This window comes from Streptomyces sp. NPDC023723, assembly GCF_040639815.1.
Lineage (GTDB): Bacteria > Actinomycetota > Actinomycetes > Streptomycetales > Streptomycetaceae > Streptomyces.
On record NZ_JBFAAP010000018.1, the window covers coordinates 101,413 to 127,635 of the forward strand.

Consider the following 26,223-nt stretch of genomic DNA (forward strand, 5'->3'; position numbering starts at 1 on the left):
GCGCGGTTCCCACGGGATCCCGACACCATGTCATGGCCGTCGGCGCACCGGTGCGCGAGGCGGCCCGAGAGGGAGTACGAGAAGGTGGCAGCACCTAAAAAGGGCCGGAACGCGAGCGCCCAGAGCAAGCCGGGGCGCTCGCTGGCCCTGATCCTGATCGCCATCGTGGCGCTCACCGGAGGGATGTTCGCCTCCGGGCACACCACTCCGCGTCTCGGTATCGACCTGGCCGGCGGCACGAGCATCACGCTCCGGGCCGAATCGGAGCCCGGCCAGGAATCCGCGATCAACAAGACCAACATGGACACCGCGGTCGAGATCATGGAACGCCGTGTCAATGGTCTGGGTGTCTCCGAGGCCGAGGTACAGACCCAGGGCGACCGGAACATCATCGTCAACATCCCCAAGGGGACGAACTCGGAGGAAGCCCGGGAGCAGGTCGGCACCACCGCCAAGCTCTACTTCCGTCCGGTGCTCGCCACCGAGGTCTCCGGCGCCGCCGCCACGGCCAGCCCCTCGGCGAGCGCCTCCGACAGCGCCTCCGCGTCGGCGAGCCCCTCCGACAGCGCCTCCGAGAAGGCCACCGACGGGGACGAGAGCGCGTCGCCCTCCGACAGCGCGTCGGCGTCCGCCACCTCGCAGGGCCGCGCGGTCACCGAGGCCCTGAAGGCCGACGACAGCCCCTCGGCGACCGCCTCCGACTCCGCGTCCCCGAGCGCCAGTGCCAGTGCCAGCGCCTCCGCCGAGGACACCGCCTCCGCCGAGGACACCGCCCTCCAGGCCGCGTACACCGCGCTGGACTGCACCGACGCGGCGCAGCGCGCCAAGGCCGGTGACGGCGCCAAGGACGACGAGTCCATGGTCGCCTGCGGCCAGAACTCGCAGGGCCAGTGGCAGAAGTACGTGCTCGGCCCCGCCGAGGTCGACGGCACCGACGTCGACGACGCCTCCGCGGTCTTCAACACCCAGACCGCCGCCGGCTGGACCGTCACGATGGACTTCACCAAGGCCGGCACCAAGAAGTTCGCGGACATCACCGGCACGCTGGCGCAGAACCAGTCCCCGCAGAACCAGTTCGCGATCGTCCTGGACAACGAGGTCGTCTCCGACCCGTACGTCAGCCAGGCGCTGACCGGCGGCAGCGCGGAGATCTCCGGCAGCTTCACGCAGGAGGAGGCCCAGAGCCTCGCCAACATGCTGTCCTACGGCGCCCTCCCGTTGAGCTTCAAGGAGGACAGCGTCACCACCGTCACCGCCGCGCTCGGCGGTGACCAGCTGCAGGCCGGACTGATCGCCGGCGGCATCGGACTCCTGCTGGTCGTGCTCTACCTGCTGTTCTACTACCGGGGCCTGTCGTTCATCGCCCTCGCCTCGCTGCTGATCTCCGGCATCCTGACCTACGTGATCATGGCGCTGCTCGGCCCGACCATCGGCTTCGCGCTGAACCTGCCGGCCGTCTGCGGGGCCATCGTCGCCATCGGCATCACGGCGGACTCGTTCATCGTCTACTTCGAACGGGTCCGGGACGAGATCCGCGAGGGCCGCTCGCTGCGCCCGGCCGTCGAGCGGGGCTGGCCGCGCGCCCGGCGCACCATCCTGGTCTCCGACTTCGTGTCGTTCCTGGCCGCCGCGGTGCTCTTCATCGTCTCCGTCGGCAAGGTCCAGGGCTTCGCGTTCACGCTCGGTCTGACCACCCTGCTCGACGTGGTGGTCGTGTTCCTCTTCACCAAGCCGCTGCTGACGCTGATGGCCCGCCGCAAGTTCTTCGCGAGCGGCCACAAGTGGTCCGGGCTCGACCCGAAGAGCCTCGGGGCCAAGCCGCCGCTGCGCAGCACGCGCCGCCCCGCCCGTCCCGCCGGCCCTGTCGACCCGAAGGAGGCGTGAGAGATGTCGAAACTCGGCGAGCTCGGCGCCCGACTGCACCACGGCGAGGTCGGCTACGACTTCGTCAAGAACCGCAAGATCTGGTACGGCATCTCGATCCTGATCACCATCACGGCCATCGTCGGCCTGTCGGTGCGCGGCCTGCACATGGGCATCGAGTTCCAGGGCGGTGCCGTCTTCACCACCCCGAAGAACATCAGCGCCTCGGTCTCGCAGGCCGAGGAGCAGGCGGAGGCGGCCTCCGGCCACGACGCGATCGTGCAGCAGCTCGGCGACGGCAGCATGCGCATCCAGATCGCCGGCATCGACACCGACAAGTCGGACCAGATCAAGAAAGAGCTGTCCAAGGACCTGAAGGTCGACGCCGAGCAGATCAACGCCGAGCTGGTCGGCCCCAGCTGGGGTGACCAGATCGCCAACAAGGCGTGGCAGGGCCTGGGCATCTTCCTGGTCCTGGTGGTGATCTACCTGGCGATCGCCTTCGAGTGGCGGATGGCACTGGCCGCCTTCGTCGCGCTGATCCACGACATCACCATCACGGTCGGCATCTACGCCCTGGTCGGCTTCGAGGTCACCCCGGGCACGGTGATCGGTCTGCTGACCATCCTCGGCTACTCGCTGTACGACACGGTGGTCGTCTTCGACAGCCTCAAGGAACAGTCGCGAGGCGTCACCAAGCAGACCCGCTGGACCTACGCCGAGATCGCCAACCGGTCGATCAACAGCACCCTGGTCCGCTCCATCAACACCACCGTGGTCGCGCTGCTGCCGGTGGCCGGCCTGCTCTTCATCGGTGGCGGCGTGCTCGGCGCCGGCATGCTCAACGACATCTCGCTGTCGCTGTTCGTCGGCCTCGCGGCCGGCGCGTACTCGTCGATCTTCATCGCCACGCCGCTCGTCGCCGACCTCAAGGAGCGCGAGCCGCAGATGAAGGCGCTCAAGAAGCGTGTCCTGGCCAAGCGCGCCCAGGCCGCCGCCAAGGGCGAGCCGCCGGAGAACGCGGTCGTTGACGAGCGGTACGCCGACGAGGACGGCGACGAGCCCGAGGACGCCGCCCCCGCGGTCGTCGGGCCCCGCAACCAGCCCGCGTCCCGGGGCCGGGGCCGCGGCCGACCCTCGGGGAAGCGCCGATGACCGCCCTGACCGAGCTGCTGCTCAGCCGCATCCGGGACGTGGCGGACTACCCGGAGCCGGGCGTGATGTTCAAGGACATCACCCCGCTGCTGGCCGACCCGGAGGCGTTCGGCGCCCTCACCGACGCCCTCGCGGGCATCGCCAAGGACACCGGCGCCACCAAGGTGGTCGGCCTGGAGGCCCGGGGCTTCATCCTGGGCGCCCCGGTCGCCGTCCGGGCCGGCCTCGGCTTCATCCCCGTACGCAAGGCGGGCAAGCTCCCCGGAGCCACCCTCGCCCAGACGTACGACCTGGAGTACGGCTCGGCCGAGATCGAGATCCACGCCGAGGACCTCGACGCCGACGACCGGGTCCTGGTCGTCGACGACGTGCTGGCCACCGGCGGCACGGCTGAGGCGTCGCTCCAGCTGATCCGCCGGGCCGGGGCACGCACCGCGGGCGTCGCGGTCCTGATGGAGCTGGCCTTCCTGAACGGACGCGCCCGCCTGGCACCGGCCCTGGACGGCGCCCCGCTGCACGCGCTGCTCACCGTCGGATAACCGCGGCGCGGCCGGCCGGACACCGGCACGACACGGAAGGGGCGGGCCCGGCGGAATCCGGCGTCCGCCCCAGGCGTTTCTCCGGTAGACGGGTCTCACAACGGCCTGAAGGCGATCCTGCGACCCAGGATGGCTACCATGGGGTTTCCGGAGCCTGACCGGGGGACCCGGATCGCGCACGAGGAGTCCTCTTGCCAGACGAGGCCCAGCCACTGACCGCCGCCAAGCCCGAGTCCGCCTCGGCGCCCGCGGCCAAGCCCGCGCCCACCGCGCCGCACGCGACCAACGACACCCGCGGGACGCTCCAGCACACCCAGTCCGCGCCCGTCGACAAGCCGGCCGAGCAGCAGGGACACCCCAAGCCCGCACCCCCGGAGCACACCCGGAACGCGCCGGTGGTCCGCCCGCCCGCCGGCCAGAGCGCCCGCACCGGCTCCTCGAACCGGGTCCGGGCCCGGCTGGCCCGTCTCGGCGTGCAGCGCGCCAACCCCTACAACCCGGTCCTCGAGCCGCTGCTGCGCATAGTCCGCGGCAACGACCCCAAGATCGAAACGGCGACTTTGCGCCAGATCGAGCGCGCCTACCAGGTCGCCGAGCGCTGGCACCGCGGCCAGAAGCGCAAGAGCGGCGACCCGTACATCACCCACCCGCTCGCCGTCACCACCATCCTCGCCGAGCTGGGCATGGACCCGGCCACCCTGATGGCCGGGCTGCTGCACGACACGGTCGAGGACACCGAGTACGGCCTGGACGACCTGCGCCGCGACTTCGGCGACGTCGTCGCCCTCCTGGTGGACGGCGTCACCAAGCTGGACAAGGTCAAGTTCGGCGAGGCGGCGCAGGCCGAGACGGTGCGCAAGATGGTCGTCGCGATGGCCAAGGACCCCCGCGTCCTGGTCATCAAGCTCGCCGACCGGCTGCACAACATGCGCACCATGCGCTACCTCAAGCGCGAGAAGCAGGAGAAGAAGGCGCGCGAGACCCTGGAGATCTACGCGCCGCTCGCCCACCGGCTGGGCATGAACACCATCAAGTGGGAGCTGGAGGACCTCGCCTTCGCGATCCTCTACCCCAAGATGTACGACGAGATCGTCCGGCTGGTCGCCGAGCGCGCCCCCAAGCGCGACGAGTACCTGGCGGTCGTCACCGACGAGGTCCAGCAGGACCTGCGCGCCGCCCGCATCAAGGCGACCGTCACCGGCCGCCCCAAGCACTACTACAGCGTCTACCAGAAGATGATCGTCCGCGGCCGGGACTTCGCGGAGATCTACGACCTGGTGGGCATCCGCGTCCTGGTGGACACCGTCCGCGACTGCTACGCGGCGCTCGGCACGGTGCACGCCCGCTGGAACCCGGTTCCGGGGCGGTTCAAGGACTACATCGCGATGCCCAAGTTCAACATGTACCAGTCGCTGCACACGACGGTCATCGGGCCCAGCGGCAAGCCGGTCGAGCTCCAGATCCGCACCTTCGACATGCACCGCCGCGCCGAGTACGGCATCGCCGCGCACTGGAAGTACAAGCAGGAGGCCGTGGCCGGCGCCTCCAAGGTGCGCTCGGACCAGCCGAGGACCACCGGCAAGGACGACCACCTCAACGACATGGCGTGGCTGCGCCAGCTGCTGGACTGGCAGAAGGAGACCGAGGACCCCGGCGAGTTCCTGGAGTCGCTGCGCTTCGACCTGTCCCGCAACGAGGTCTTCGTCTTCACCCCCAAGGGCGACGTCATAGCGCTCCCGGCGGGCGCCACCCCCGTCGACTTCTCCTACGCCGTCCACACCGAGGTCGGCCACCGCACCATAGGAGCCCGGGTCAACGGCCGCCTGGTGCCGCTGGAATCCACTCTGGACAACGGCGACCTGGTCGAGGTCTTCACCTCCAAGGCCCCCGGCGCCGGCCCCTCCCGCGACTGGCTCGGCTTCGTCAAGTCACCGCGCGCCCGCAACAAGATCCGCGCCTGGTTCTCCAAGGAGCGCCGCGACGAGGCCATCGAGCAGGGCAAGGACGCCATCGTCCGCGCCATGCGCAAGCAGAACCTCCCCATCCAGCGCATCCTGACCGGCGACTCCCTGGTCACCCTCGCGCACGAGATGCGCTACTCCGACATCTCCGCGCTGTACGCGGCGATCGGCGAGGGCCATGTCTCCGCGCAGAACATCGTGCAGAAACTGGTCCAGGCGCTCGGCGGCGAGGAGGCGGCCACCGAGGAGATCGACGAGGCGGTACCGCCGTCCCGGGGCCGCGGCCGCAAGCGGCGCAGCAACGCCGATCCGGGCGTGGTGGTCAAGGGCGTCGACGACGTCTGGGTCAAGCTCGCCCGATGTTGCACGCCTGTCCCCGGCGATCCGATCATCGGCTTCGTCACCCGGGGCAGCGGCGTCTCCGTGCACCGCAGCGACTGCGTCAACGTGGACTCGCTCTCCCGCGAGCCCGAGCGCATCCTGGAGGTCGAGTGGGCGCCCACCCAGTCCTCGGTCTTCCTGGTCGCCATCCAGGTCGAGGCCCTGGACCGGTCCCGCCTCCTGTCGGACGTCACCCGGGTCCTGTCCGACCAGCACGTCAACATCCTCTCCGCGGCCGTCCAGACCTCCCGCGACCGGGTCGCCACCTCCCGCTTCACCTTCGAGATGGGCGACCCGAAGCACCTCGGACACGTCCTGAAGGCCGTACGCGGCGTGGAGGGCGTCTACGACGTGTACCGGGTGACGTCGGCGCGCAGGCCGTCGTAGGCCGCCCGGACGTACCACGGACAGACCACGGACAGACCACGGACATACCCGAAAGGGGCTCCCGTACGGTGCGTACGGGAGCCCCTTTCGTGGCGTTCCGGGTCAGCCGCCGAACTCCTGGAGCCCCTTCAGGGCCTGGTCGAGGAGGGCCTGGCGGCCGTCGAGCTCGCGCTGGAGCTTGTCGGCGCGGGCGTTGTTGCCCTGCGCGCGGGCCGTCTCGATCTGGCCGCGCAGCTTGTCCACGGCGGCCTGGAGCTGACCGGTCAGACCCTCGGCACGCGCGCGTGCCTCCGGGTTGGTCCGGCGCCACTCGGTCTCCTCGGCGTCCTGGAGCGCCCGCTCGACCGCGTGCATCCGGCCCTCGACCTTCGGCCGGGCGTCCCGCGGCACGTGCCCGATGGCCTCCCAGCGCTCGTTGACCGCACGGAACGCGGCGCGGGCCGCCTTCAGATCCGTGATCGGCAGGAGCTTCTCGGCCTCCTCGGCCAGCTCCTCCTTGAGCTTGAGGTTCTCGGTCTGCTCGGCGTCCCGCTCGGCGAAGACTGAGCTGCGCGCGGCGAAGAAGACGTCCTGGGCGCCGCGGAAGCGGTTCCACAGATCGTCCTCGTGCTCGCGCTGGGCGCGGCCCGCCGCCTTCCACTCGGCCATCAGCTCGCGGTACCGCGCGGCCGTCGGACCCCAGTCCGTCGAACCGGACAGCGCCTCGGCCTCGCCGACCAGCCGCTCCTTGGTGCGGCGGGCCTCCTCGCGCTGCGCGTCCAGCTGCGCGAAGTGCTGCTTGCGCCGCTTGGAGAACGCCGACCGCGCGTGCGAGAAGCGGTGCCACAGCTCGTCGTCGGACTTGCGGTCAAGACGCGGCAGCCCCTTCCAGGTGTCCACCAGCGCCCGCAGCCGTTCGCCGGCCGCCCGCCACTGGTCGGACACGGCCAGTTCCTCGGCCTCGGTGACCAGGGCCTCCTTGGCGTGGCGGGCCTCGTCGGACTGCTTGGCCCGCTGCGCCTTGCGCTCCTCGCGGCGGGTCTCCACCAGCTCCACGAGCTTGTCCAGCCGCTCCCGGAGCGCGTTCAGGTCGCCGACCGCGTGGTGCGCGTCGACCTGCTCGCGCAGATGCCCGATCGCGGCCTGGGCGTCCTTCGCCGACAGGTCGGTGGTCCGCACCCGCTTCTCGAGGAGGCCGATCTCGACCACCAGGCCCTCGTACTTGCGCTCGAAGTAGGCCAGCGCCTCCTCGGGGGAGCCGGCCTGCCAGGAACCGACGACCTGCTCGCCGTCGGCCGTACGCACGTACACGGTCCCCGTCTCGTCGACGCGGCCCCACGGGTCGCTGCTCACAGCGCCTCCTCCACATGATGCCTGCGGAGGGCTTTCCCACCCCCGGGCATCGTCCACAGTTTCGTCACCGCCAACATAGGCGAACGGCAGGTGACCTGTCCGCATCCCGCACGACCGAAATTCGGCGGCCGACGGTCAGGATTTCGCGACGGTGGCCTTGTCGATCACGACCGTCGCGTTCGGCGCCCCGTCCCCGGCTCCGGTGCTCTCACCTGCGGCGGCGATCTTCTTGAGCACCTTCATGCCGGCGTCCGAGATGGTCCCGAACGGTGTGTAGCTGGGCGGCAGCTCACTGTCCTGGTACACCAGGAAGAACTGGCTGCCGCCGGTGTCCGCGGTGCCGGTGTTGGCCATCGCGACCGTGCCCGCCGGGTAGATGTTGTCCTTCAGGCTTTTGTCCTTCAGGTTCTCGTCCGGGATCGTGTAACCGGGACCGCCGGTGCCCTGCCCGGTCGGGTCGCCGCACTGGAGCACGTAGATGCCGCTGGTGGTGAGCCGGTGGCACTTGGAGTGGTCGAAGAAGCCCTTGGCCGCCAGGAAGTTGAACGAGTTCACCGTGTGCGGCGCCGCCGCCGTCTTCAGGGCGATGTCTATCGCGCCGCACGTCGTGTCCAGCGTCATGGTGTAGTCCGCCGACTTGTCGATGGACATCGCCGGCTCCTTCTTCCACGTCTTGGTCGCGACCTTGCCCGCCGCGGCCTTGTCGCACGGATCGGCGGCCTTGGACGCCGACGCGGTGGGCGACGCCTCCGCGCTCGCGGTCTCCTTGTCGTCGTCGCCCTTGAGCGTGCCGGTCGTGTACAGCGCGAGGCTGCCCACCAGCACCACTCCGAGCACCGACGCGATCACCGAGTTCCGCACCCGCGCCTTGCGTCGCGCGGTCGTACGCCGCTGCTGCTGCCGCAAGAACTTCTCCCGGGCGAGCTGACGCCGCCGCTGTTCCTGGCTGACCACCGGGTTGTCTCCTATGCGTCTTCGTGTGCCGACCGGTACGCGTGCGTGCTCGTGGGCCGACCGCCTGCGTTAGCCCCGTACCGTATATGGGTTCGCTGAGGAATCGGCACCGCCGGTAGGCTCTGACCACGGGCGCAGCGCGCTCACAAGCCACCCGAATCGACACAACGAAGGACGATCGTGCTCATTGCCGGGTTCCCCGCCGGAGCCTGGGGGACGAACTGCTACCTCGTCGCCCCGGCCGCCGGGGAGGAGTGCGTGATCATCGACCCCGGCCACCAGGCCGCTCAGGGCGTCGAGGAAGCGCTGAAGAAGCACCGGCTCAAGCCGGTCGCCGTCGTCCTCACCCACGGCCACATCGACCACGTGGCCTCGGTCGTCCCGGTGTGCGGCGCGAGCGGCGTGCCCGCCTGGATCCACCCGGCCGACCGCTACATGATGAGCGACCCCGAGAAGGGGCTCGGCCGGTCCATCGGGATGCCGCTGATGGGCGAGCTGAGCGTGGGGGAGCCGGACGACGTCCGGGAGCTGGCCGACGGCGCGAAGCTGGAGCTGGCCGGCCTGGAGCTGACCGTCGCGCACGCGCCGGGCCATACCAAGGGGTCGGTGACCTTCGGCCTGCCCGAGGCGGCGGACATCCCGCCCGTGCTGTTCTCGGGCGACCTGCTGTTCGCCGGCTCCATCGGACGCACCGACCTGCCCGGTGGCTCCATGACCGATCTGCTCGAGTCCCTGGCCCGCGTGGTCCTGCCGCTCGACGACACGACCGTGGTGCTGTCCGGACACGGCCCCCAGACGACCATCGGCCAGGAGCGCGCCGCCAACCCGTATCTGCGGCAGGCGGCTCCCGGCCAGGGAGCGCGGCAGCCGGCTCCCCGACGAGGAATGTGACGAGAGACCTCCCGTGAGCACCTTCAAGGCCCCCAAGGGCACCTACGACCTGACCCCGCCGGACTCCGCCAAGTACCTGGCGGTCCGCGAGGCGATCGCGGCCCCGCTGCGCGACTCCGGCTACGGCTACATCGAGACCCCCGGCTTCGAGAACGTCGAGCTGTTCGCCCGCGGGGTCGGCGAGTCCACCGACATCGTCACCAAGGAGATGTACGCCTTCGAGACCAAGGGCGGCGACAGGCTCGCCCTGCGCCCCGAGGGCACCGCCTCCGTACTGCGCGCCGCCCTGGAGGCCAACCTGCACAAGGCGGGCAACCTCCCGGTCAAACTCTGGTACTCGGGCTCCTACTACCGCTACGAGCGCCCGCAGAAGGGCCGTTACCGCCACTTCTCGCAGGTCGGCGCCGAGGCGATCGGCGCGGAGGACCCGGCCCTGGACGCCGAGCTGATCATCCTGGCCGACCAGGCGTACCGCTCGCTGGGCCTGCGGGACTTCCGTATCCTGCTCAACTCCCTGGGCGACAAGGAGTGCCGCCCCGTCTACCGGGCCGCCCTCCAGGAGTTCCTGCGCGGCCTGGACCTCGACGAGGACACCCTGCGCCGGGCCGACATCAACCCGCTGCGGGTCCTGGACGACAAGCGCCCCGAGGTGCAGAAGCAGCTCACCGACGCCCCCCTGCTGCGCGACTACCTGTGCGACGCCTGCAAGGCGTACCACGAGGAGGTCCGCGAACTGGTCACCGCGGCGGGCGTCGTCTTCGAGGACGACCCGAAGCTGGTGCGCGGCCTGGACTACTACACGCGCACCACCTTCGAGTTCGTGCACGACGGGCTGGGTTCCCAGTCCGCGGTGGGCGGCGGCGGCCGCTACGACGGCCTCTCCGAGATGATCGGCGGCCCGGCGCTGCCGTCCGTCGGCTGGGCCCTCGGCGTCGACCGCACGGTCCTCGCCCTGGAGGCGGAGGGCGTCGAACTCGACCTCCCGGCCGCCACCTCCGTCTTCGCCGTACCGCTCGGCGAGGAGGCCCGCCGGGTCCTGTTCGCCAAGGTCACCGAATTGCGCAAGAACGGCGTCGCCGCCGACTTCGCCTACGGCGGCAAGGGACTCAAGGGCGCCATGAAGAACGCCAACCGCAGCGGCGCCCGCTACACCATCGTGGCCGGCGAACGCGACCTCGCCGAGGGTGTCGTCCAGCTCAAGGACATGGAGTCCGGCGAGCAGAGCGCGATCGGCGTCAACGAGATCGTGGCCGAGCTGGAGTCCCGGCTCGGCTGACCGCCCGGGAGGGCCCCGCGTGCGGGGCCCTCTCCGATCACCTGTGCTGTGGCTTCCTTATGCGTACCGAACGGTGCCGGACCCGGCGGGTGCGGCACAATGGCCGTGCCCGAAGCAAGCCCGTGTCTCTAGTGACGGAATCGGCGGATGAGCAAGACGACAGTCAAGGACGTCTCCACGGAGCCCGAACCCTCGGCGGAACCCGTCGGTTCTCCGCACCGCGAAGGCGGCAGCCGCGCCTTCGCCGTGCTGCTGGTGATCACCGGCGCGGCCGGACTGCTCGCCGCGTGGGTCATCACGATCGACAAGTTCAAGCTGCTCGAGGCCAAGGTCGCCGGCACCACCTTCACGCCCGGGTGCAGCCTGAACCCGGTGGTCTCCTGCGGCAGCGTCATGGAGAGCGACCAGGCGGCCGCCTTCGGCTTCCCCAACCCGATGCTCGGCCTGGCCGCCTACGCCATCGTGATCTGCGTCGGCATGAGCCTGCTGGCGCGGGCCCGCTTCCCGCGCTGGTACTGGCTCACCTTCAACGCGGGCACCCTGTTCGGCGTGGGCTTCTGCACCTGGCTGCAGTTCCAGTCCCTGTACCGGATCGGCGCGCTGTGCCTGTGGTGCTCGCTGGCCTGGGTCGCCACGATCGTCATGTTCTGGTATGTGACCAGCTTCAACGTGCGCAAGGGCTTCCTGCCCGGGCCGGGCTGGCTGCGCGGCTTCTTCGGCGAGTTCACCTGGGTGCTGCCGGTGCTGCACATCGGCATCATCGGCATGCTGATCCTGACCCGCTGGTGGGACTTCTGGACCAGCTGACGGCGCCCGCCGCGTTGTCAGTGCCGTGATTTAGGGTTCGGAGTGTGGAGCCCGATCTGTTCACCGCCGCCGCCGAAGAGCGCCAGGAGAAGGACCCCGCCGGCAGCCCCCTGGCCGTCCGGATGCGCCCGCGCGTCCTCGACGAGGTGGTGGGCCAGCAGCACCTGCTGAAGCCGGGCTCCCCGCTGCGCCGCCTGGTCGGCGAGGGCGCGTCCGGCCCGGCCGGCCCCTCCTCGGTGATCCTCTGGGGCCCGCCCGGCACCGGGAAGACCACCCTGGCGTACGTCGTCTCCAAGGCCACCAACAAGCGGTTCGTGGAACTGTCGGCGATCACCGCGGGCGTCAAGGAGGTCCGCGCGGTCATCGACGGCGCCCGCCGCGCGGTCGGCGGGTACGGCAAGGAGACCGTGCTCTTCCTCGACGAGATCCACCGCTTCAGCAAGGCACAGCAGGACTCCCTCCTGCCGGCCGTGGAGAACCGCTGGGTGACGCTGATCGCCGCGACCACCGAGAACCCGTACTTCTCCATCATCTCCCCCCTCCTCTCCCGCTCCCTCCTGCTCACCCTCGAACCCCTCACCGACGACGACGTGCGCGGCCTGCTGCGCCGGGCGGTCGCCGCCGACCGGGGCCTGAAGAGCGCCGTCGCCCTCCCCGCGGACACCGAGGACCACCTGCTGCGCATCGCCGGCGGCGACGCCCGCCGCGCGCTGACCGCCCTGGAGGCCGCCGCCGGCGCCGCCCTGGACAAGGGCGAGAGCGAGATCGCGCTGGCCACGCTGGAGGAGACGGTCGACCGGGCGGCGGTCAAGTACGACCGCGACGGCGACCAGCACTACGACGTCGCCAGCGCCCTGATCAAGTCGATCCGCGGCTCCGACGTGGACGCCGCGCTGCACTACCTGGCCCGGATGATCGAGGCCGGCGAGGACCCCCGGTTCATCGCCCGCCGGCTGATGATCTCCGCCAGCGAGGACATCGGCCTGGCCGATCCCGGTGCCCTGCCGATCGCGGTCGCCGCCGCCCAGGCCGTCGCCATGATCGGCTTCCCCGAGGCCGCGCTCACCCTCAGCCACGCCACCATCGCCCTCGCCCTGGCGCCCAAGTCCAACGCCGCGACCACCGCGATCGGCGCCGCCCTGGACGACGTACGCAAGGGGCACGCCGGCACCGTCCCCGCCCATCTGCGCGACAGCCACTACCAGGGCGCGGGCAAGCTCGGCCACGGCCAGGGGTACGTCTACCCGCACGACCTGCCCGAGGGCATCGCACCCCAGCAGTACGCCCCGGACGCCCTGAAGGACCGCGAGTACTACACCCCGACCCGGCACGGCGCCGAGGCGCGGTACGCGGACGCCGTGGAATGGACCAGGCAGCACCTCGGTCGAAAGCGGCCCTGAACACCCTGTAAACTCAGCCGGAGTGCCGAGTCCCGTGCCGTCAGAGCGGGACACCCGGCCGGAACCCCCTCGGGGGCTCCAGGAGCGTCGCGCACCGTCCATCGGTGTCGCGGGCAGCCCACCACCACCCTCGTACGCGTACGACGGGGCCGGTCGGTGGGCCACTCGTGTGCTGCACGTATGTGCCCAGTACAGGGGAGCGGCTGCCCACCGAAGTCCGTTCGCGGACCAGGAGGGTTTCCCCGGCTGCGGATGCGACCTCCCTCAACCCTGACAAGCCGACACTACGGAATGAGAGACAGTGGCGAACCAGTCCCGCCCCAAGGTCAAGAAGTCGCGTGCCCTCGGCATCGCGCTGACGCCGAAGGCCGTCAAGTACTTCGAGGCCCGCCCCTACCCGCCGGGTGAGCACGGCCGCGGCCGCAAGCAGAACTCGGACTACAAGGTCCGGCTGCTGGAGAAGCAGCGGCTGCGTGCCCAGTACGACGTCTCCGAGCGTCAGCTCGTGCGCGCCTACGACCGTGCCTCCAAGGTCCAGGGCAAGACCGGTGAGGCCCTGATCGTGGAGCTGGAGCGCCGCCTCGACGCGCTGGTCCTGCGCTCGGGCATCGCCCGCACGATCTACCAGGCCCGCCAGATGGTCGTGCACGGCCACATCGCGGTCAACGGCCAGAAGGTCGACAAGCCGTCCTTCCGCGTCCGTCCCGACGACGTCGTGCAGGTCCGCGACCGCTCCAAGGAGAAGACGCTGTTCCAGGTCGCGCGGGAGGGTGGCTTCGCCCCCGACGGCGAGACCCCGCGTTACCTCCAGGTGAACCTCAAGGCCCTGGCGTTCCGCCTGGACCGTGAGCCGAACCGCAAGGAGATCCCGGTGATCTGCGACGAGCAGCTCGTCGTCGAGTACTACGCCCGCTGATCCCAGCCGGCCGCGGTACCCGGGCCCGCTGTCTCCCCGCTCGTACCGGGCGGGAGACAGCGGGCTTCCTCATGCCCAGCGGGTTTCCTCATGGCCGGCGTGCTTCCTCATGCCCCGGCGCCGGGTGCGTGAGCACGCCCGCCGGCCGCTCGTCGGCCCGCCGCAGCGCCCGGGCCACCGCCTCCTCCCGGCCCAGCCGGGCCCCCCGCCGCAGGCACTCCTCGTACCCCTCGTCGCCCAGCCGCTCCCGGGCCGCCGCCTCGCACAGCTCGTGCGGCGCGTTGTAGTGCGCCGAACCGAACAGCGGCAGCCCCACCGCGGGCCACATCCGCCCGGCCGCCCCCTGGAGCACCGCCGCCTCCGCCGCGTCCCCCTCCGTCACCGTGACCAGCGCCAGCAGTTCCAGCGCCAGCACCGAACCCAGCAGGTCACGGAAGCCGTGCGAGTCGACCAGGCAGACGGTCAGCAGCCGCCGGGCGCCGCCCGGATCGCCGTCGCTCCAGGCCGCGTACGCCAGCACGTACAGCGCGTAGGTACGGGCCCAGCGCTCGCCGTGGTCGTCGCACACCTGGCGGACGTCCTCGCACAGCCGCACAGCGTCCGCCAGATCGCCCTGGAAGGCCCGCGCCATCGCCAGCTCCACCTGGCCCATCAGCACATTGCTGTTCAGCTCGCCGATCTCCCGATAGCGCTCCAGCGCCGCGCGCAGCAGCCGCTCGGCGCCCGCCACGTCGTCGGTGACCAGCGCCAGGCAGCCGGTGCGGTGCACCGCGTACGCCACCGCCGTGGGGTTGTGGGCCCGCTCCGCCTCCTGACGGCACTCCTGGAGCGCCGCCAGCGCGGGCACCGTGTCGCCCTGGAGGATCGCCACATAGGCCAGCACCCACAGTGCCTTGAGCCGGGACTGCTCCCGCGCGGTGCGCTCCGCGTCGAGGCGGACCGCCTGGTCCAGCCAGTGCCGCCCCTCCGCCAGCCGCCCGCAGCCCACCCAGTGGAACCAGAGGGAGCCCGCCAGGTACTGGCCCAGATGCGCCCCGTCCGGATCGGAGAGGCAGTGGTCCAGGGCGAGCCGCAGATTCGGCAGCTCGGCCTCGATCCGCGCCGCCACCTCCGGCTGGCGCGGCGAGAACCAGTCCAGCTCGCACCAGGTCGCCAGGCCCACGTACCAGTCGCGGTGCCGGCGCCGCAGCCGGGCCGCGTCGCCCATCGCCTCCAGCCACTGGGCGCCGTACGCCCGCACCGAGCCCAGCATCCGGTAGCGCGCCCCGGCCGGGGTCTCCTCGCGGGTCAGCACCGACTGGGCGAGCAGCGCGGAGAGCACGTCCAGCACGTCCTCGGCGAGCAGCCCGCCGCCGCTGCACACGTACTCCGCGGCCTCCAGGTCGAACCGGCCCGCGAACACCGAGAGGCGCGCCCACAGCAGCCGCTCCCCGGGCGTGCACAGTTCGTGGCTCCAGCCGATCGTGGTGCGCAGCGCGCGGTGCCGGGGGAGCACCGTCCGGTGCTCGCCGGCCAGCAGCCGGAACCGGTCGTCCAGCCGGTCCAGCATCTGACCCGGCGTCAGCGCGCCCAGCCGGCCCGCCGCCAGCTCGATCGCCAGCGGGATGCCGTCCAGCCGCCGGCACAGCTCCCGCACCGCGGCGCCGTCCTCGTTCCCGACCGCCACGCCCTGCTGGGCCGCGCGGACCGTGAGCAGGGCCACCGCCTCCTCCTCGGCCAGTGGCGCCAGCGGGAACAGCCGCTCGCCGGGGACGGCCAGCGGGCGGCGCCCCACCGCCAGCACCCGCAGCCCGGGGGCCCGGCCCAGCAGCTCCGTCACCAGCTCGGCACATGCGTCCACAACATGTTCGATTCCGTCGAGCAGCAGCAGGACCTCCCGCTCGGCGAGGTGGGCGAGCAGGGTCTCGCGGGGCGTCCGGGTGGTGTGGTCGGTCAGGCCGAGCGCCTCCACCACCGCGTAGTCCACGAACTCCGCGTCGCGCACCGGCGCCAAGTCCACCCGCCACACCCCGTGCCGCGGCGCCGACCGGGCGGCGGCCCGCTCCGCCAGCCGCGACTTGCCGACCCCGCCCGTCCCGGTGACCGTCACCAGCCGCGCGCCGCGCAGCGCGCCGTCCAGTGCGGTCAGTTGCGCCGTGCGCCCGACGAAGGCGTCCAGCTCCAGCGGCAGATTCCCGGCCGGGCGGACCGGTCCGTCAGGTTGGTGATCACGCATAGGCAACGCAGCGTACTGAAGCGTAAGCGGTGCGTACAATCGCTTCGCGCGACTCCGGTTCACTCTTGTGCGTCCGGGCGGTAATCCGGTACGGACCCCCAGCCCCGGCGCGATAGGCTCGGTGCACGAGTTTTCCGATGTTCTTGATGTTCAGGCACGTATCAGGGAGCGGGTGCACACAGTGTCCGGTGGCGAGGTGGCCGGGATCCTGGTGGCCGTCTTCTGGGCGATCCTGGTCTCCTTCCTCGCCGTCGCACTGGTGAGGCTGGCCCAGACGCTCAAGGCGACCACCAAGCTGGTGGCGGACGTGACCGACCAGGCCGTCCCGCTGCTGGCCGACGCGTCCACGGCGGTGCGCTCCGCGCAGACCCAGATCGAACGGGTCGACGCGATCGCCTCCGACGTCCAGGAGGTCACCTCCAACGCCTCGGCGCTGTCCACCACCGTCGCCTCCACCTTCGGCGGCCCGCTGGTCAAGGTCGCGGCCTTCGGCTACGGCGTGCGCCGGGCGATGGGCGGCCGCAAGGACGACGCGCCGGCCAAGACCCCCAGGCGCACCGTCGTGGTGGGCCGTACCGTCCCGGCGACCCGGCGGGCGAAGCGGAAGAAGGACTGACCCAGCAATGTTCCGCCGTACGTTCTGGTTCACCACCGGCGTCGCCGCCGGAGTGTGGGCCACCACCAAGGTCAACCGGAAGCTGAAGCAGCTCACCCCCGAGAACCTCGCCGTCACCGCGGCGAACAAGGCGATCGAGGCGGGCGGCCGGCTGAAGGACCGCGCGGTGGACTTCGCGCTCGACGTCCGCGACAACATGGCCCAGCGGGAGGCCGAACTGGGCGACGCGCTCGGTCTGGACGCCCCCGTCGACCAGGAACTCCCCGCGCCCCGGCGGTACGCCGCCATCGAGAACCGCAACGACCCGACCACTTCGAAGTACATCGACAGGACGACGTACTCGTACAACCGGAATGAGGACCACTGATGGAGTCGGCCGAGATCCGCCGCCGCTGGCTGAGCTTCTTCGAGGAGCGCGGGCACACCGTCGTCCCGTCGGCGTCGCTCATCGCGGACGACCCGACTCTGCTGCTGGTCCCGGCGGGCATGGTGCCCTTCAAGCCGTACTTCCTCGGTGAGGTCAAGCCGCCGTTCGACCGCGCCACCAGCGTCCAGAAGTGCGTGCGCACCCCGGACATCGAAGAGGTCGGCAAGACCACCCGGCACGGCACCTTCTTCCAGATGTGCGGGAACTTCTCCTTCGGCGACTACTTCAAGGAAGGCGCCATCAAGCTCGCCTGGGAGCTGCTCACCGGCGACCGGGACAAGGGCTGCTACGGCCTCGACCCCGAGCGCCTGTGGATCACCGTCTACAAGGACGACGACGAGGCCGAGCGCATCTGGCACGACGTCGTGGGCGTCCCGTCCGAGCGCATCCAGCGCCTGGGCAAGAAGGACAACTACTGGTCCATGGGCGTGCCCGGCCCCTGCGGCCCCTGCTCCGAGATCAACTACGACCGCGGTCCCGAGTTCGGCGCCGAGGGCGGCCCGGCCGTCAACGACGAGCGGTACGTGGAGATCTGGAACCTGGTCTTCATGCAGTACGAGCGCGGCCAGGGCATCGGCAAGGAGGACTTCGAGATCCTCGGGGACCTGCCGAGCAAGAACATCGACACCGGGCTCGGCCTGGAGCGGCTCGCCATGATTCTGCAGGGCGTGCAGAACATGTACGAGATCGACACCTCCATGGCCGTCATCAACAAGGCCACCGAGCTGACCGGTGTGGCCTACGGCGACGCCCACGACACGGACGTCTCGCTGCGCGTGGTCACCGACCACATGCGCACCTCCGTGATGCTGATCGGCGACGGCGTCACCCCCGGCAACGAGGGCCGCGGCTACGTGCTGCGCCGCATCATGCGCCGCGCCATCCGCAACATGCGGCTGCTCGGCGCCACCGGTCCGGTCGTCAAGGACCTGATCGGCACGGTGATCGAGATGATGGGGCAGCAGTACCCCGAGCTGGTCACCGACCGCGAACGGATCGAGAAGGTCGCCGTCGCCGAGGAGAACGCCTTCCTCAAGACGCTCAAGGCCGGCACCAACATCCTGGACACCGCCGTCGCCGACACCAAGGCCGCCGGCGGCTCGGTGCTCGCCGGCGACAAGGCGTTCCTGCTCCACGACACCTGGGGCTTCCCGATCGACCTCACCCTGGAGATGGCCGCCGAGCAGGGCCTGTCGGTGGACGAGGACGGCTTCCGGCGGCTGATGAAGGAGCAGCGGGAGCGGGCCAAGGCCGACGCCCTGGCCAAGAAGACCGGCCACGCCGACCTCGGCGCCTACCGCGAGATCGCCGACCGCGCCGGAGCCACCGACTTCATCGGCTACACCGACACCGAGGGCGAGTCGACGATCGTCGGCATCCTGGTCGACGGTGTCTCCTCGCCGGCCGCCACCGAGGGCGACGAGGTCGAGATCGTCCTGGACCGCACGCCGTTCTACGCCGAGGGCGGCGGCCAGATCGGCGACACCGGCCGGATCAGGGCCGACTCCGGTGCCGTCATCGAGATCCGTGACTGCCAGAAGCCGGTGCCGGGCGTCTACGTCCACAAGGGCGTCGTCCAGGTCGGCGAGGTCACCGTGGGCGCCAAGGCGCACGCCGCCATCGACGACCGGCGCCGCACGGCCATCGCCCGCGCCCACTCGGCCACCCACCTCACCCACCAGGCGCTGCGCGACGCCCTGGGCCCGACGGCCGCCCAGGCCGGTTCCGAGAACCAGCCCGGCCGGTTCCGCTTCGACTTCGGTTCGCCCGCCGCCGTGCCCACGGCCGTGATGACCGATGTCGAGCAGAAGATCAACGAGGTGCTCGCCCGCGACCTGGACGTGCGCGCCGACGTCATGGGCATCGACGAGGCCAAGAAGCAGGGCGCCATCGCCGAGTTCGGCGAGAAGTACGGCGAGCGGGTCCGGGTCGTCACCATCGGCGACTTCTCCAAGGAGCTGTGCGGCGGCACCCATGTGCACAACACCGCCCAGCTCGGCCTGGTCAAGCTGCTCGGCGAGTCGTCCATCGGCTCCGGCGTGCGGCGTATCGAGGCCCTGGTCGGCGTGGACGCCTACAACTTCCTGGCCCGCGAGCACACGGTCGTCGCCCAGCTCCAGGAGCTGATCAAGGGCCGCCCCGAGGAACTCCCGGAGAAGGTCTCCGCCATGCTCGGCAAGCTGAAGGACGCCGAGAAGGAGATCGAGAAGTTCCGCGCCGAGAAGGTCCTCCAGGCGGCCGGCGGTCTCGCCGAGTCCGCCAAGGACGTGCAGGGCGTGGCCCTGGTCACCGGGCAGGTGCCGGACGGCACCACCGCCGACGACCTGCGCAAGCTGGTGCTCGACGTACGTGGCCGCATCCAGGGCGGCCGGGCCGCCGTGGTCGCCCTGTTCACGACCGTGAACGGCAAGCCGCTCACCGTCATCGCCACCAACGACGCCGCCCGCGACCGCGGCCTCAAGGCCGGTGACCTGGTCCGCACCGCCGCCAAGACGCTCGGCGGCGGCGGTGGCGGCAAGCCGGACGTGGCCCAGGGCGGCGGCCAGCACCCGGCCGCCATCGGCGACGCGGTGGCCGCCGTCGAGCGGCTGGTCGCGGAGACGGCCAAGTAATGCGCAGAGGACGTCGGCTCGCGATCGACGTCGGGGACGCCCGGATCGGGGTCGCCTCGTGCGACCCCGACGGCATCCTCGCCACCCCCGTGGAGACGGTGCCGGGCCGGGACATCCCGGCCGCCCACCGGCGGCTGCGCGCGATCGTCGAGGAGTACGAGCCGATCGAGGTCGTCGTCGGGCTGCCGCGCTCCCTCAAGGGGGGCGAGGGCCCGGCGGCGGCCAAGGTCCGCCGCTTCGCGCAGGAACTCGCCAAGGGCATCACCCCGGTCTCGGTCCGGCTCGTCGACGAGCGGATGACGACCGTCACGGCGAGCCAGGGCCTGCGCGCCTCCGGCGTGAACTCCAAGAAGGGCCGCAAGGTCATCGACCAGGCCGCCGCTGTGATCATCCTTCAGCAGGCACTTGAATCCGAACGGGTGTCAGGTAATCCTCCTGGCGAGGGCGTCGAAGTGGTCATCTGATCGCTGTACGGTAACGTTCCGCGCGATGCGGCGGTGTTCGAACAGCCACCGCACGGAGAGAGGCGGAACGGTAAGCGGTCCGTGAAAGCCGCGTGACCGCCGCCTCGCGGCTCTAGGGGATCCATGACTGAGTATGGCCGGGGCCAGGGCTCCGAACCGTGGCACCCTCAGGACCCGTTGTACGGGGACGGCGGGTGGGGAGGGCAGCAGGCCCCCGCGGGACAGCAGCCCTCCGACGGCGGCCAGCCGCAGCACCATCCGCAGCAGCACGGTGACTGGGGCGACGCGGGCCAGGCCGCATACGGCGGCCAGGCCCAGCAGCAGTACCCGCACGACGGTCAGTCGTACGGCGGACAGCAGTACGACGCTCAGCAGTACGACGGACAGTACGGCCAGCAGCAGTACGACCCGGCGTACGGCCGGCCGCAGTACGACCCGGCACAGCAGCAGGGCCAGCAGCAGTACGACACCGGCGGCCAGGCCGGCTACGGTCAGCAGCCTCCGTACCCCGCCGATCCCGCGGACCCGTACGGACCGGCAACCACCGCCTCCTACGGCACCGAGCAGCCCGACTACTACGGCACCCCGGACGCGTACCCGCCCCCGGAGCCGCCGAGCCGTCGGCGGGCCGAGCCGGAGCCCGCGCGCACCGACTGGGACCCGGGCCCCGACCAGGGAGAACACGCCTTCTTCGCGGGCGACGACGGCGCCGACGAGGCCGATGACGACAGCCCTGGACGCGGCGACCGGCGCGGTCGCGGCGGCAAGCCGAAGAAGCGGCGGAACGGTTGTGCGTGCCTCGTGGTCTGCCTGGTACTGGGCGGCGGCGTGGCCGGATTCGGCTATTTCGGCTACCAGTTCTACCAGGATCGTTTCGGCGCGGCCCCGGACTTCGCGGGGGAGGGCAACGGCACGCAGGTGAGCGTCACCGTGCCCAAGGGCGCGGGCGGCTCGGTCATCGGACAGGAACTGAAACGCAAGGGCGTGGTCAAGAGCGTCGACGCGTTCATCGCCGCGCTGCAGAGCAACCCGAACGCCAAGGGCATCCAGGACGGCGTCTACACGCTCCAGAAGGAGATGTCCGCCGAGAGCGCCGTGCAGCTGATGCTCAGCCCCAAGAGCCGCAACACCCTGGTCATCCCCGAGGGCACGCGCGCCGCCGCCGTCTACAAGCTCATCGACAAACGCCTGGAAGTCGCCAGCGGCACCACCGCCAAGGTCGCCGAGAGCGACTGGAAGGACCTCGGTCTGCCCGACTGGGCGATGAACCACGAGGACGTCAAGGACCCGCTGGAGGGCTTCCTCTACCCGTCCAGCTACTCCGCGGCCAAGGGACAGAAGCCGAAGGAGATCCTCAAGGAGATGGTGGCCCGGGCCGCCGACCAGTACGAGGAGCTGGGCTTCGAGAAGAAGTCCAAGGAACTGGGGCTCGACGGGCCCTGGCAGCTGGTGACGGTCGCCAGCCTGGTGCAGGCCGAGGGCAAGACCCACGAGGACTTCCGCAAGATGGCCGAGGTGATCTACAACCGCCTCAAGCCCGACAACTACGAGACCAACCAGAAGCTGCAGTTCGACTCGACCTTCAACTACCTGATGGGTCAGAGTGAGATCCACATCGGCGAGTCCGAGATCAACAGCAACCCGGACCCGTACAACACCTACTACCACAAGGGCCTGCCCCCCGGTCCCATCGGCAACCCCGGTGCCGAGGCCCTGGCGGCCGCGCTCAAACCCACGGACGACGGCTGGATCTACTTCGTGGCCACCGACGGTGTGAGCAACACCGAGTTCGCCAAGACCAACGCCGAGTTCGAGAAGCTGAAGGACAAGTTCAATGCCAGTACCGGCGACTGACGGCCGCCGCGCCGCCGTCCTCGGCTCCCCGATCGCCCACTCCCTCTCCCCGGTGCTGCACCGCGCCGCGTACGCCGAGCTGGGCCTGACGGGCTGGACGTACGACCTCTTCGACGTGGACGAGGCGGCGCTGGAGGGCTTCGTCGGCAATCTCGGCCCCGAGTGGGCCGGGCTGTCGCTGACGATGCCGCTCAAGCGGGCCGTCATCCCGCTGCTGGACGAGATCAGCGAGACGGCGGCCTCCGTGGACGCGGTCAACACGGTGGTCTTCACCGAGGACGGCCGCCGCACCGGCGACAACACCGACATCCCGGGCATGGTCGCCGCCCTGCGCGAGCACGGCGTCGAGAAGGTGGAGCGCGCCGCGATCCTCGGCGCCGGCGCCACCGCCTCCTCCGCGCTGGCCGCGCTGGCCCGGATCTGCGCCGGCGAGGTCGCCGTGTACGTGCGCAGCGAGGCCCGGGCCGAGGAGATGCGGGGCTGGGCCGAGCGGCTGGGCGTCGACGTCCGGATCGTGGACTGGGCGCGGGCCGCGGAGGCGCTGCGCGCCCCGCTGGTGGTGGCCACCACCCCGGCCGGTACCACCGACGCCCTCACCGCCGCCGTGCCGGAGATGCCCGCGACCCTCTTCGACGTGCTGTACGAGCCCTGGCCCACCGCGCTGGCCGCCCGCTGGTCGGCGCACGGCGGAGCCGTGGTCGGCGGCCTCGACCTGCTGCTGCATCAGGCGGTGCTCCAGGTGGAGCAGATGACCGGGCAGGCCCCGGCCCCGCTGGCCGCCATGCGGGCGGCCGGCGAGCAGGCGCTCGCCGGCGCCTAGGCCGGTCCGCTGTCCGGTTGGTGGACCGGCGCCCGGACCGCACCGGGGGACATGGGAGGATTGGGGCCGGCGGATCAGGGCCGCGCACCCGGTCGCGCCGTGACGGACCGGGCGCGAACACCGAGGAGCACTGTTGAGCAGGTTGCGCTGGCTGACCGCGGGGGAGTCGCACGGCCCCGCACTCGTCGCGACGCTGGAGGGCCTTCCGGCCGGCGTGCCGATCACCACCGAGATGGTGGCGGACCACCTGGCGCGGCGGCGGCTCGGCTACGGGCGCGGCGCTCGGATGAAATTCGAGCGGGACGAGGTCACCTTCCTCGGCGGTGTCCGGCACGGCCTGACCCTCGGCTCGCCGGTCGCGATCATGGTGGGCAACACCGAGTGGCCCAAGTGGGAGCAGGTCATGGCCGGTGACCCGGTCGACCCGGAGATCCTCGCCGGACTCGCCCGCAACGCCCCGCTGACCCGGCCCCGGCCCGGTCACGCCGACCTCGCGGGCATGCAGAAGTACGGCTTCGACGAGGCCCGGCCGATCCTGGAGCGCGCCTCCGCGCGGGAGACCGCGGCCCGGGTGGCGCTCGGCGCGGTGGCGCGGTCGTACCTGAAGGAGACGGCCGGTATCGAGGTCGTCAGCCATGTCGTCGAGCTGGCCGCCGCCAAGGCGCCCTACGGGGTGCTGCCGACCCCGGCCGATGTCGAGAAGCTGGACGCCGACCCGGTGCGCTGCCTGGACGCGGACGCCTCCGCGGCGATGGTCGAGGAGATCGACCAGGCGCACAAGGACGGCGACACCCTCGGCGGTGTGGTCGAGGTGCTGGCGTACGGCGTTCCGGTCGGACTCGGTTCGCACGTGCACTGGGACCGGCGCCTCGACGCCCGGCTGGCCGCCGCCCTCATGGGCATCCAGGCGATCAAGGGCGTCGAGGTCGGGGACGGCTTCGACCTGGCCCGGGTGCCCGGTTCGCAGGCGCACGACGAGATCCTGGCCACACCCGAGGGCATCAAGCGCGCCTCCGGCCGCTCCGGCGGCACCGAGGGCGGGCTGACCACCGGTGAGCTGCTGCGGGTGCGGGCGGCGATGAAGCCGATCGCGACCGTGCCGCGCGCCCTGAAGACCGTGGACGTCGTCACCGGCGAGGAGGCCGCCGCCCACCACCAGCGCTCCGACGTGTGCGCCGTCCCGGCGGCCGGCATCGTCGCCGAGGCGATGGTCGCCCTGGTCCTGGCGGACGCGGTGGCGGAGAAGTTCGGCGGCGACAGCGTGCCCGAGACCCGGCGCAACGTCACCTCCTACCTCGACGCACTGGCCATCCGATGAGCCGTCCGCTGCTCGTCCTGGTCGGTCCGATGGGGGTCGGCAAGTCCACGGTCGGCGCGCTGCTCGCCGAGCGGCTCGGGGCCGGGTACCGGGACACCGACGAGGACATCGTCGCCGCCGAGGGCCGCACCATCGCCGAGATCTTCGTCGAGGACGGCGAGGCCGCCTTCCGCGCCCTGGAGAAGCAGGCCGTGCACCGGGCGCTCACCGAGCACGACGGCGTCCTCTCCCTGGGCGGCGGCGCGATCCTGGACGAGGACACCCGCGCGCTGCTCGCCGCGCACCGCGTCGTCTACCTCTCGATGGACGTCGAGGAGGCGGCCCGGCGCACCGGGCTCAACGCGGCCCGGCCGCTGCTCGCGGTCAACCCGCGCAAGCAGTGGCGCGAGCTGATGGAGGCCAGACGGCACCTGTACGAGGGGGTCGCCGAGGCCGTCGTGTCCACCGACGGCCGCACCCCGGAAGAGGTCACTCAGGCCGCCCTGGACGCACTGGAGTTGGAAGAAGCATGAGCAGCGAGGCAGTCACCCGCATCCAGGTCGGCGCCACCGCGGGCAGCGCGGCCTACGAGGTCCTGGTCGGCCGGCAGCTCCTCGACGAGCTGCCCGGACTCGTCGGCCCCAAGGCCAAGCGGGTCGCCGTCATCCACCCCGAGGCGCTCGCCGAGACCGGTGACGCGCTGCGCGGCGACCTCGCGGGCCAGGGCTACGACGCGATCGCCATCCAGGTGCCCAACGCGGAGGAGGCCAAGACCGCCGAGGTCGCCGCCTACTGCTGGAAGGCGCTCGGCCAGTCCGGGTTCACCCGCACCGACGTCATCGTCGGCGTCGGCGGCGGCGCCACCACGGACGTCGCCGGGTTCGTCGCCGCGACCTGGCTGCGCGGGGTGCGCTGGGTCGCCGTGCCGACCACCGTGCTGGCCATGGTCGACGCGGCCGTCGGCGGCAAGACCGGCATCAACACCGCCGAGGGCAAGAACCTCGTCGGCGCCTTCCACCCGCCGGCCGGGGTGCTGTGCGACCTCGCCGCGCTGGACTCCCTCCCGGTCCACGACTACGTCTCCGGGCTCGCCGAGGTGATCAAGGCCGGCTTCATCGCCGACCCGGCGATCCTGGAGCTCATCGAGTCCGACCCCGAGGGCGCCCGCACCCCGGCCGGTCCGCACACCGCCGAGCTGATCGAGCGGGCCATCCGGGTCAAGGCCGAGGTCGTCTCCGCGGACCTCAAGGAAGCCGGTCTGCGCGAGATCCTCAACTACGGCCACACCCTCGGCCACGCCATCGAGAAGAACGAGCGCTACAAGTGGCGGCACGGCGCCGCCGTCGCGGTCGGCATGCACTTCGCCGCCGAACTGGGCCGCCTGGCCGGCCGCCTGGACGACGCCACCGCCGACCGGCACCGCAGCATCCTCGAAGCGGTCGGGCTGCCGCTGCACTACCGGCACGACCAGTGGCCCAAGCTGGTGGAGAACATGAAGGTCGACAAGAAGTCCCGCGGCGACCTGCTGCGCTTCATCGTCCTGGACGGCCTGGCCAAGCCCACCGTCCTGGAGGGCCCCGACCCGGCGGTCCTGCTCGCCGCCTACGGCGAAGTGGGGCAGTAGGTCCCGTCAAGCACCATCCGCCCGATTCGCCCTGCCCATCGGGCACTTGGTACCGCCCCCGGCCGTTCACCAAACGACGGCCGGGGGCGGTACCGTTCTGCGACAGAGGCGGGGTCGGCCCCGCTGTCAGCGCCCATCGCCCGCGGTGAGTGAGCCGACGGTGCGCGCCGGTGCCGAGCCTGGGCCCCGGCGGCAGCGCCCGGTGGCGGACCGAGCCCGAAGAACGAGACGGAGTGGCACCGGATGCAGCACGCAGTGGGTTCTCCGCTGCCGCCGCCCCACCAGCCGGGGCACGGACCGGCCACCGGCTGGTCCCCGGCCGCACATCACCCGGACCCGCCCCCGGGAGCGCGGTCCGCTCCCGTACCCCCGCCGCCGGCCCCCGGCTACCCGGGCCCGCCCCCGGCCGCCCCGCCGGTGCCGGCGCACGCC

The 26,223-nt window shown here is 71.4% G+C and carries 21 protein-coding genes and 1 pseudogene; 19 read left to right on the forward strand and 3 right to left on the reverse strand.

Annotated elements, in window-relative coordinates:
• The first annotated feature begins 84 nt into the window (after positions 1–84).
• The 4 genes from secD to relA all read left to right on the forward strand — a co-directional run bounded on the left by secD (position 85) and on the right by relA (position 6,286).
• Positions 85–1,884: a protein translocase subunit SecD gene (gene secD / locus AB0G32_RS20630; RefSeq protein ID WP_361164869.1), complete on the forward strand. Its 1,800-nt coding sequence runs from the start codon at positions 85–87 to the stop codon at positions 1,882–1,884.
• 3 nt (positions 1,885–1,887) lie between these two features.
• Entirely contained in the window at positions 1,888–3,018 is a 1,131-nt protein-coding gene (secF, locus tag AB0G32_RS20635) for a protein translocase subunit SecF (RefSeq protein WP_361164872.1), read from the forward strand.
• Positions 3,015–3,557 (forward strand): adenine phosphoribosyltransferase, encoded by a 543-nt coding sequence (locus AB0G32_RS20640; RefSeq protein WP_361164875.1) that lies wholly within the window; start codon positions 3,015–3,017, stop codon positions 3,555–3,557. The genes secF and AB0G32_RS20640 overlap by 4 nt, the downstream gene beginning before the upstream one ends.
• Before the next feature lie 191 nt (positions 3,558–3,748).
• Entirely contained in the window at positions 3,749–6,286 is a 2,538-nt protein-coding gene (relA, locus tag AB0G32_RS20645) for a GTP pyrophosphokinase (protein ID WP_361164878.1), read from the forward strand.
• 102 nt (positions 6,287–6,388) lie between these two features.
• On the opposite strand, the gene AB0G32_RS20650 is transcribed toward relA, so the two are convergent.
• Positions 6,389–7,618 (reverse strand): DUF349 domain-containing protein, encoded by a 1,230-nt coding sequence (locus AB0G32_RS20650; protein ID WP_361164881.1) that lies wholly within the window; start codon positions 7,616–7,618, stop codon positions 6,389–6,391.
• Between the two features lie 135 nt (positions 7,619–7,753).
• Positions 7,754–8,572, reverse strand: a complete 819-nt coding sequence (locus tag AB0G32_RS20655; protein WP_361164884.1) for a peptidylprolyl isomerase — start codon at positions 8,570–8,572, stop codon at positions 7,754–7,756.
• 180 nt (positions 8,573–8,752) lie between these two features.
• Between AB0G32_RS20655 and AB0G32_RS20660 the strand changes: the two genes are divergently transcribed.
• The 5 genes from AB0G32_RS20660 (at position 8,753) to rpsD (ending at position 13,862) form a co-directional block, all read left to right on the forward strand.
• Positions 8,753–9,463 carry an MBL fold metallo-hydrolase gene (locus AB0G32_RS20660; RefSeq protein ID WP_361164887.1) on the forward strand — a complete coding sequence of 237 codons (711 nt, stop codon included), beginning with the start codon at positions 8,753–8,755 and terminating at the stop codon, positions 9,461–9,463.
• 13 nt (positions 9,464–9,476) lie between these two features.
• A complete protein-coding gene (gene hisS, locus AB0G32_RS20665) occupies positions 9,477–10,739 on the forward strand; it encodes a histidine--tRNA ligase (RefSeq protein ID WP_361164890.1) in 1,263 nt (420 codons plus the stop codon).
• A 147-nt stretch (positions 10,740–10,886) separates the two neighbouring features.
• Positions 10,887–11,546: a vitamin K epoxide reductase family protein gene (locus AB0G32_RS20670; protein ID WP_361164893.1), complete on the forward strand. Its 660-nt coding sequence runs from the start codon at positions 10,887–10,889 to the stop codon at positions 11,544–11,546.
• Between the two features lie 44 nt (positions 11,547–11,590).
• Positions 11,591–12,946, forward strand: a complete 1,356-nt coding sequence (locus tag AB0G32_RS20675) for a replication-associated recombination protein A (protein ID WP_361164896.1) — start codon at positions 11,591–11,593, stop codon at positions 12,944–12,946.
• Positions 12,947–13,247: 301 nt separating this feature from the next.
• Entirely contained in the window at positions 13,248–13,862 is a 615-nt protein-coding gene (gene rpsD / locus AB0G32_RS20680) for a 30S ribosomal protein S4 (RefSeq protein ID WP_361164899.1), read from the forward strand.
• A gap of 22 nt (positions 13,863–13,884) precedes the next feature.
• On the opposite strand, the pseudogene AB0G32_RS20685 reads toward rpsD, so the two are convergent.
• Positions 13,885–16,077: pseudogene (locus AB0G32_RS20685) on the reverse strand (AAA family ATPase); the annotation flags it as partial.
• A 172-nt stretch (positions 16,078–16,249) separates the two neighbouring features.
• On the opposite strand from AB0G32_RS20685, the gene AB0G32_RS20690 reads away from it, so the two are divergent.
• The 10 genes from AB0G32_RS20690 to AB0G32_RS20735 form a co-directional block, all read left to right on the forward strand.
• The gene (locus tag AB0G32_RS20690; protein WP_361164902.1) at positions 16,250–16,693 is read left to right on the forward strand and encodes a DUF948 domain-containing protein; all 444 of its coding nucleotides are present in this window, start codon (positions 16,250–16,252) and stop codon (positions 16,691–16,693) included.
• A gap of 7 nt (positions 16,694–16,700) precedes the next feature.
• Complete coding sequence (locus tag AB0G32_RS20695) at positions 16,701–17,060, forward strand: hypothetical protein (protein ID WP_361164905.1); 360 nt, start codon at positions 16,701–16,703, stop codon at positions 17,058–17,060.
• Entirely contained in the window at positions 17,060–19,732 is a 2,673-nt protein-coding gene (alaS, locus tag AB0G32_RS20700) for an alanine--tRNA ligase (protein WP_361164908.1), read from the forward strand. The genes AB0G32_RS20695 and alaS overlap by 1 nt, the downstream gene beginning before the upstream one ends.
• On the forward strand, positions 19,732–20,196 hold the full coding sequence (gene ruvX, locus AB0G32_RS20705; protein WP_361164911.1) for a Holliday junction resolvase RuvX: 465 nt from the start codon (positions 19,732–19,734) through the stop codon (positions 20,194–20,196). The genes alaS and ruvX overlap by 1 nt, the downstream gene beginning before the upstream one ends.
• Positions 20,197–20,319: 123 nt before the next feature.
• Positions 20,320–22,050: an endolytic transglycosylase MltG gene (mltG, locus tag AB0G32_RS20710; protein WP_361164914.1), complete on the forward strand. Its 1,731-nt coding sequence runs from the start codon at positions 20,320–20,322 to the stop codon at positions 22,048–22,050.
• The gene (locus AB0G32_RS20715) at positions 22,031–22,870 is read left to right on the forward strand and encodes a shikimate dehydrogenase (protein ID WP_361164917.1); all 840 of its coding nucleotides are present in this window, start codon (positions 22,031–22,033) and stop codon (positions 22,868–22,870) included. Before mltG ends, AB0G32_RS20715 begins: the two co-directional genes overlap by 20 nt.
• Positions 22,871–23,003: 133 nt before the next feature.
• Positions 23,004–24,188: a chorismate synthase gene (gene aroC / locus AB0G32_RS20720; protein WP_361164920.1), complete on the forward strand. Its 1,185-nt coding sequence runs from the start codon at positions 23,004–23,006 to the stop codon at positions 24,186–24,188.
• Complete coding sequence (locus AB0G32_RS20725) at positions 24,185–24,700, forward strand: shikimate kinase (RefSeq protein ID WP_361164923.1); 516 nt, start codon at positions 24,185–24,187, stop codon at positions 24,698–24,700. The genes aroC and AB0G32_RS20725 overlap by 4 nt, the downstream gene beginning before the upstream one ends.
• Positions 24,697–25,791, forward strand: a complete 1,095-nt coding sequence (gene aroB / locus AB0G32_RS20730; RefSeq protein WP_361164926.1) for a 3-dehydroquinate synthase — start codon at positions 24,697–24,699, stop codon at positions 25,789–25,791. Before AB0G32_RS20725 ends, aroB begins: the two co-directional genes overlap by 4 nt.
• A gap of 243 nt (positions 25,792–26,034) precedes the next feature.
• Positions 26,035–26,223 (forward strand): Pro-rich N-terminal domain-containing protein (locus tag AB0G32_RS20735; protein ID WP_361164929.1); only part of this gene is annotated, 189 nt, incomplete at its 3' end.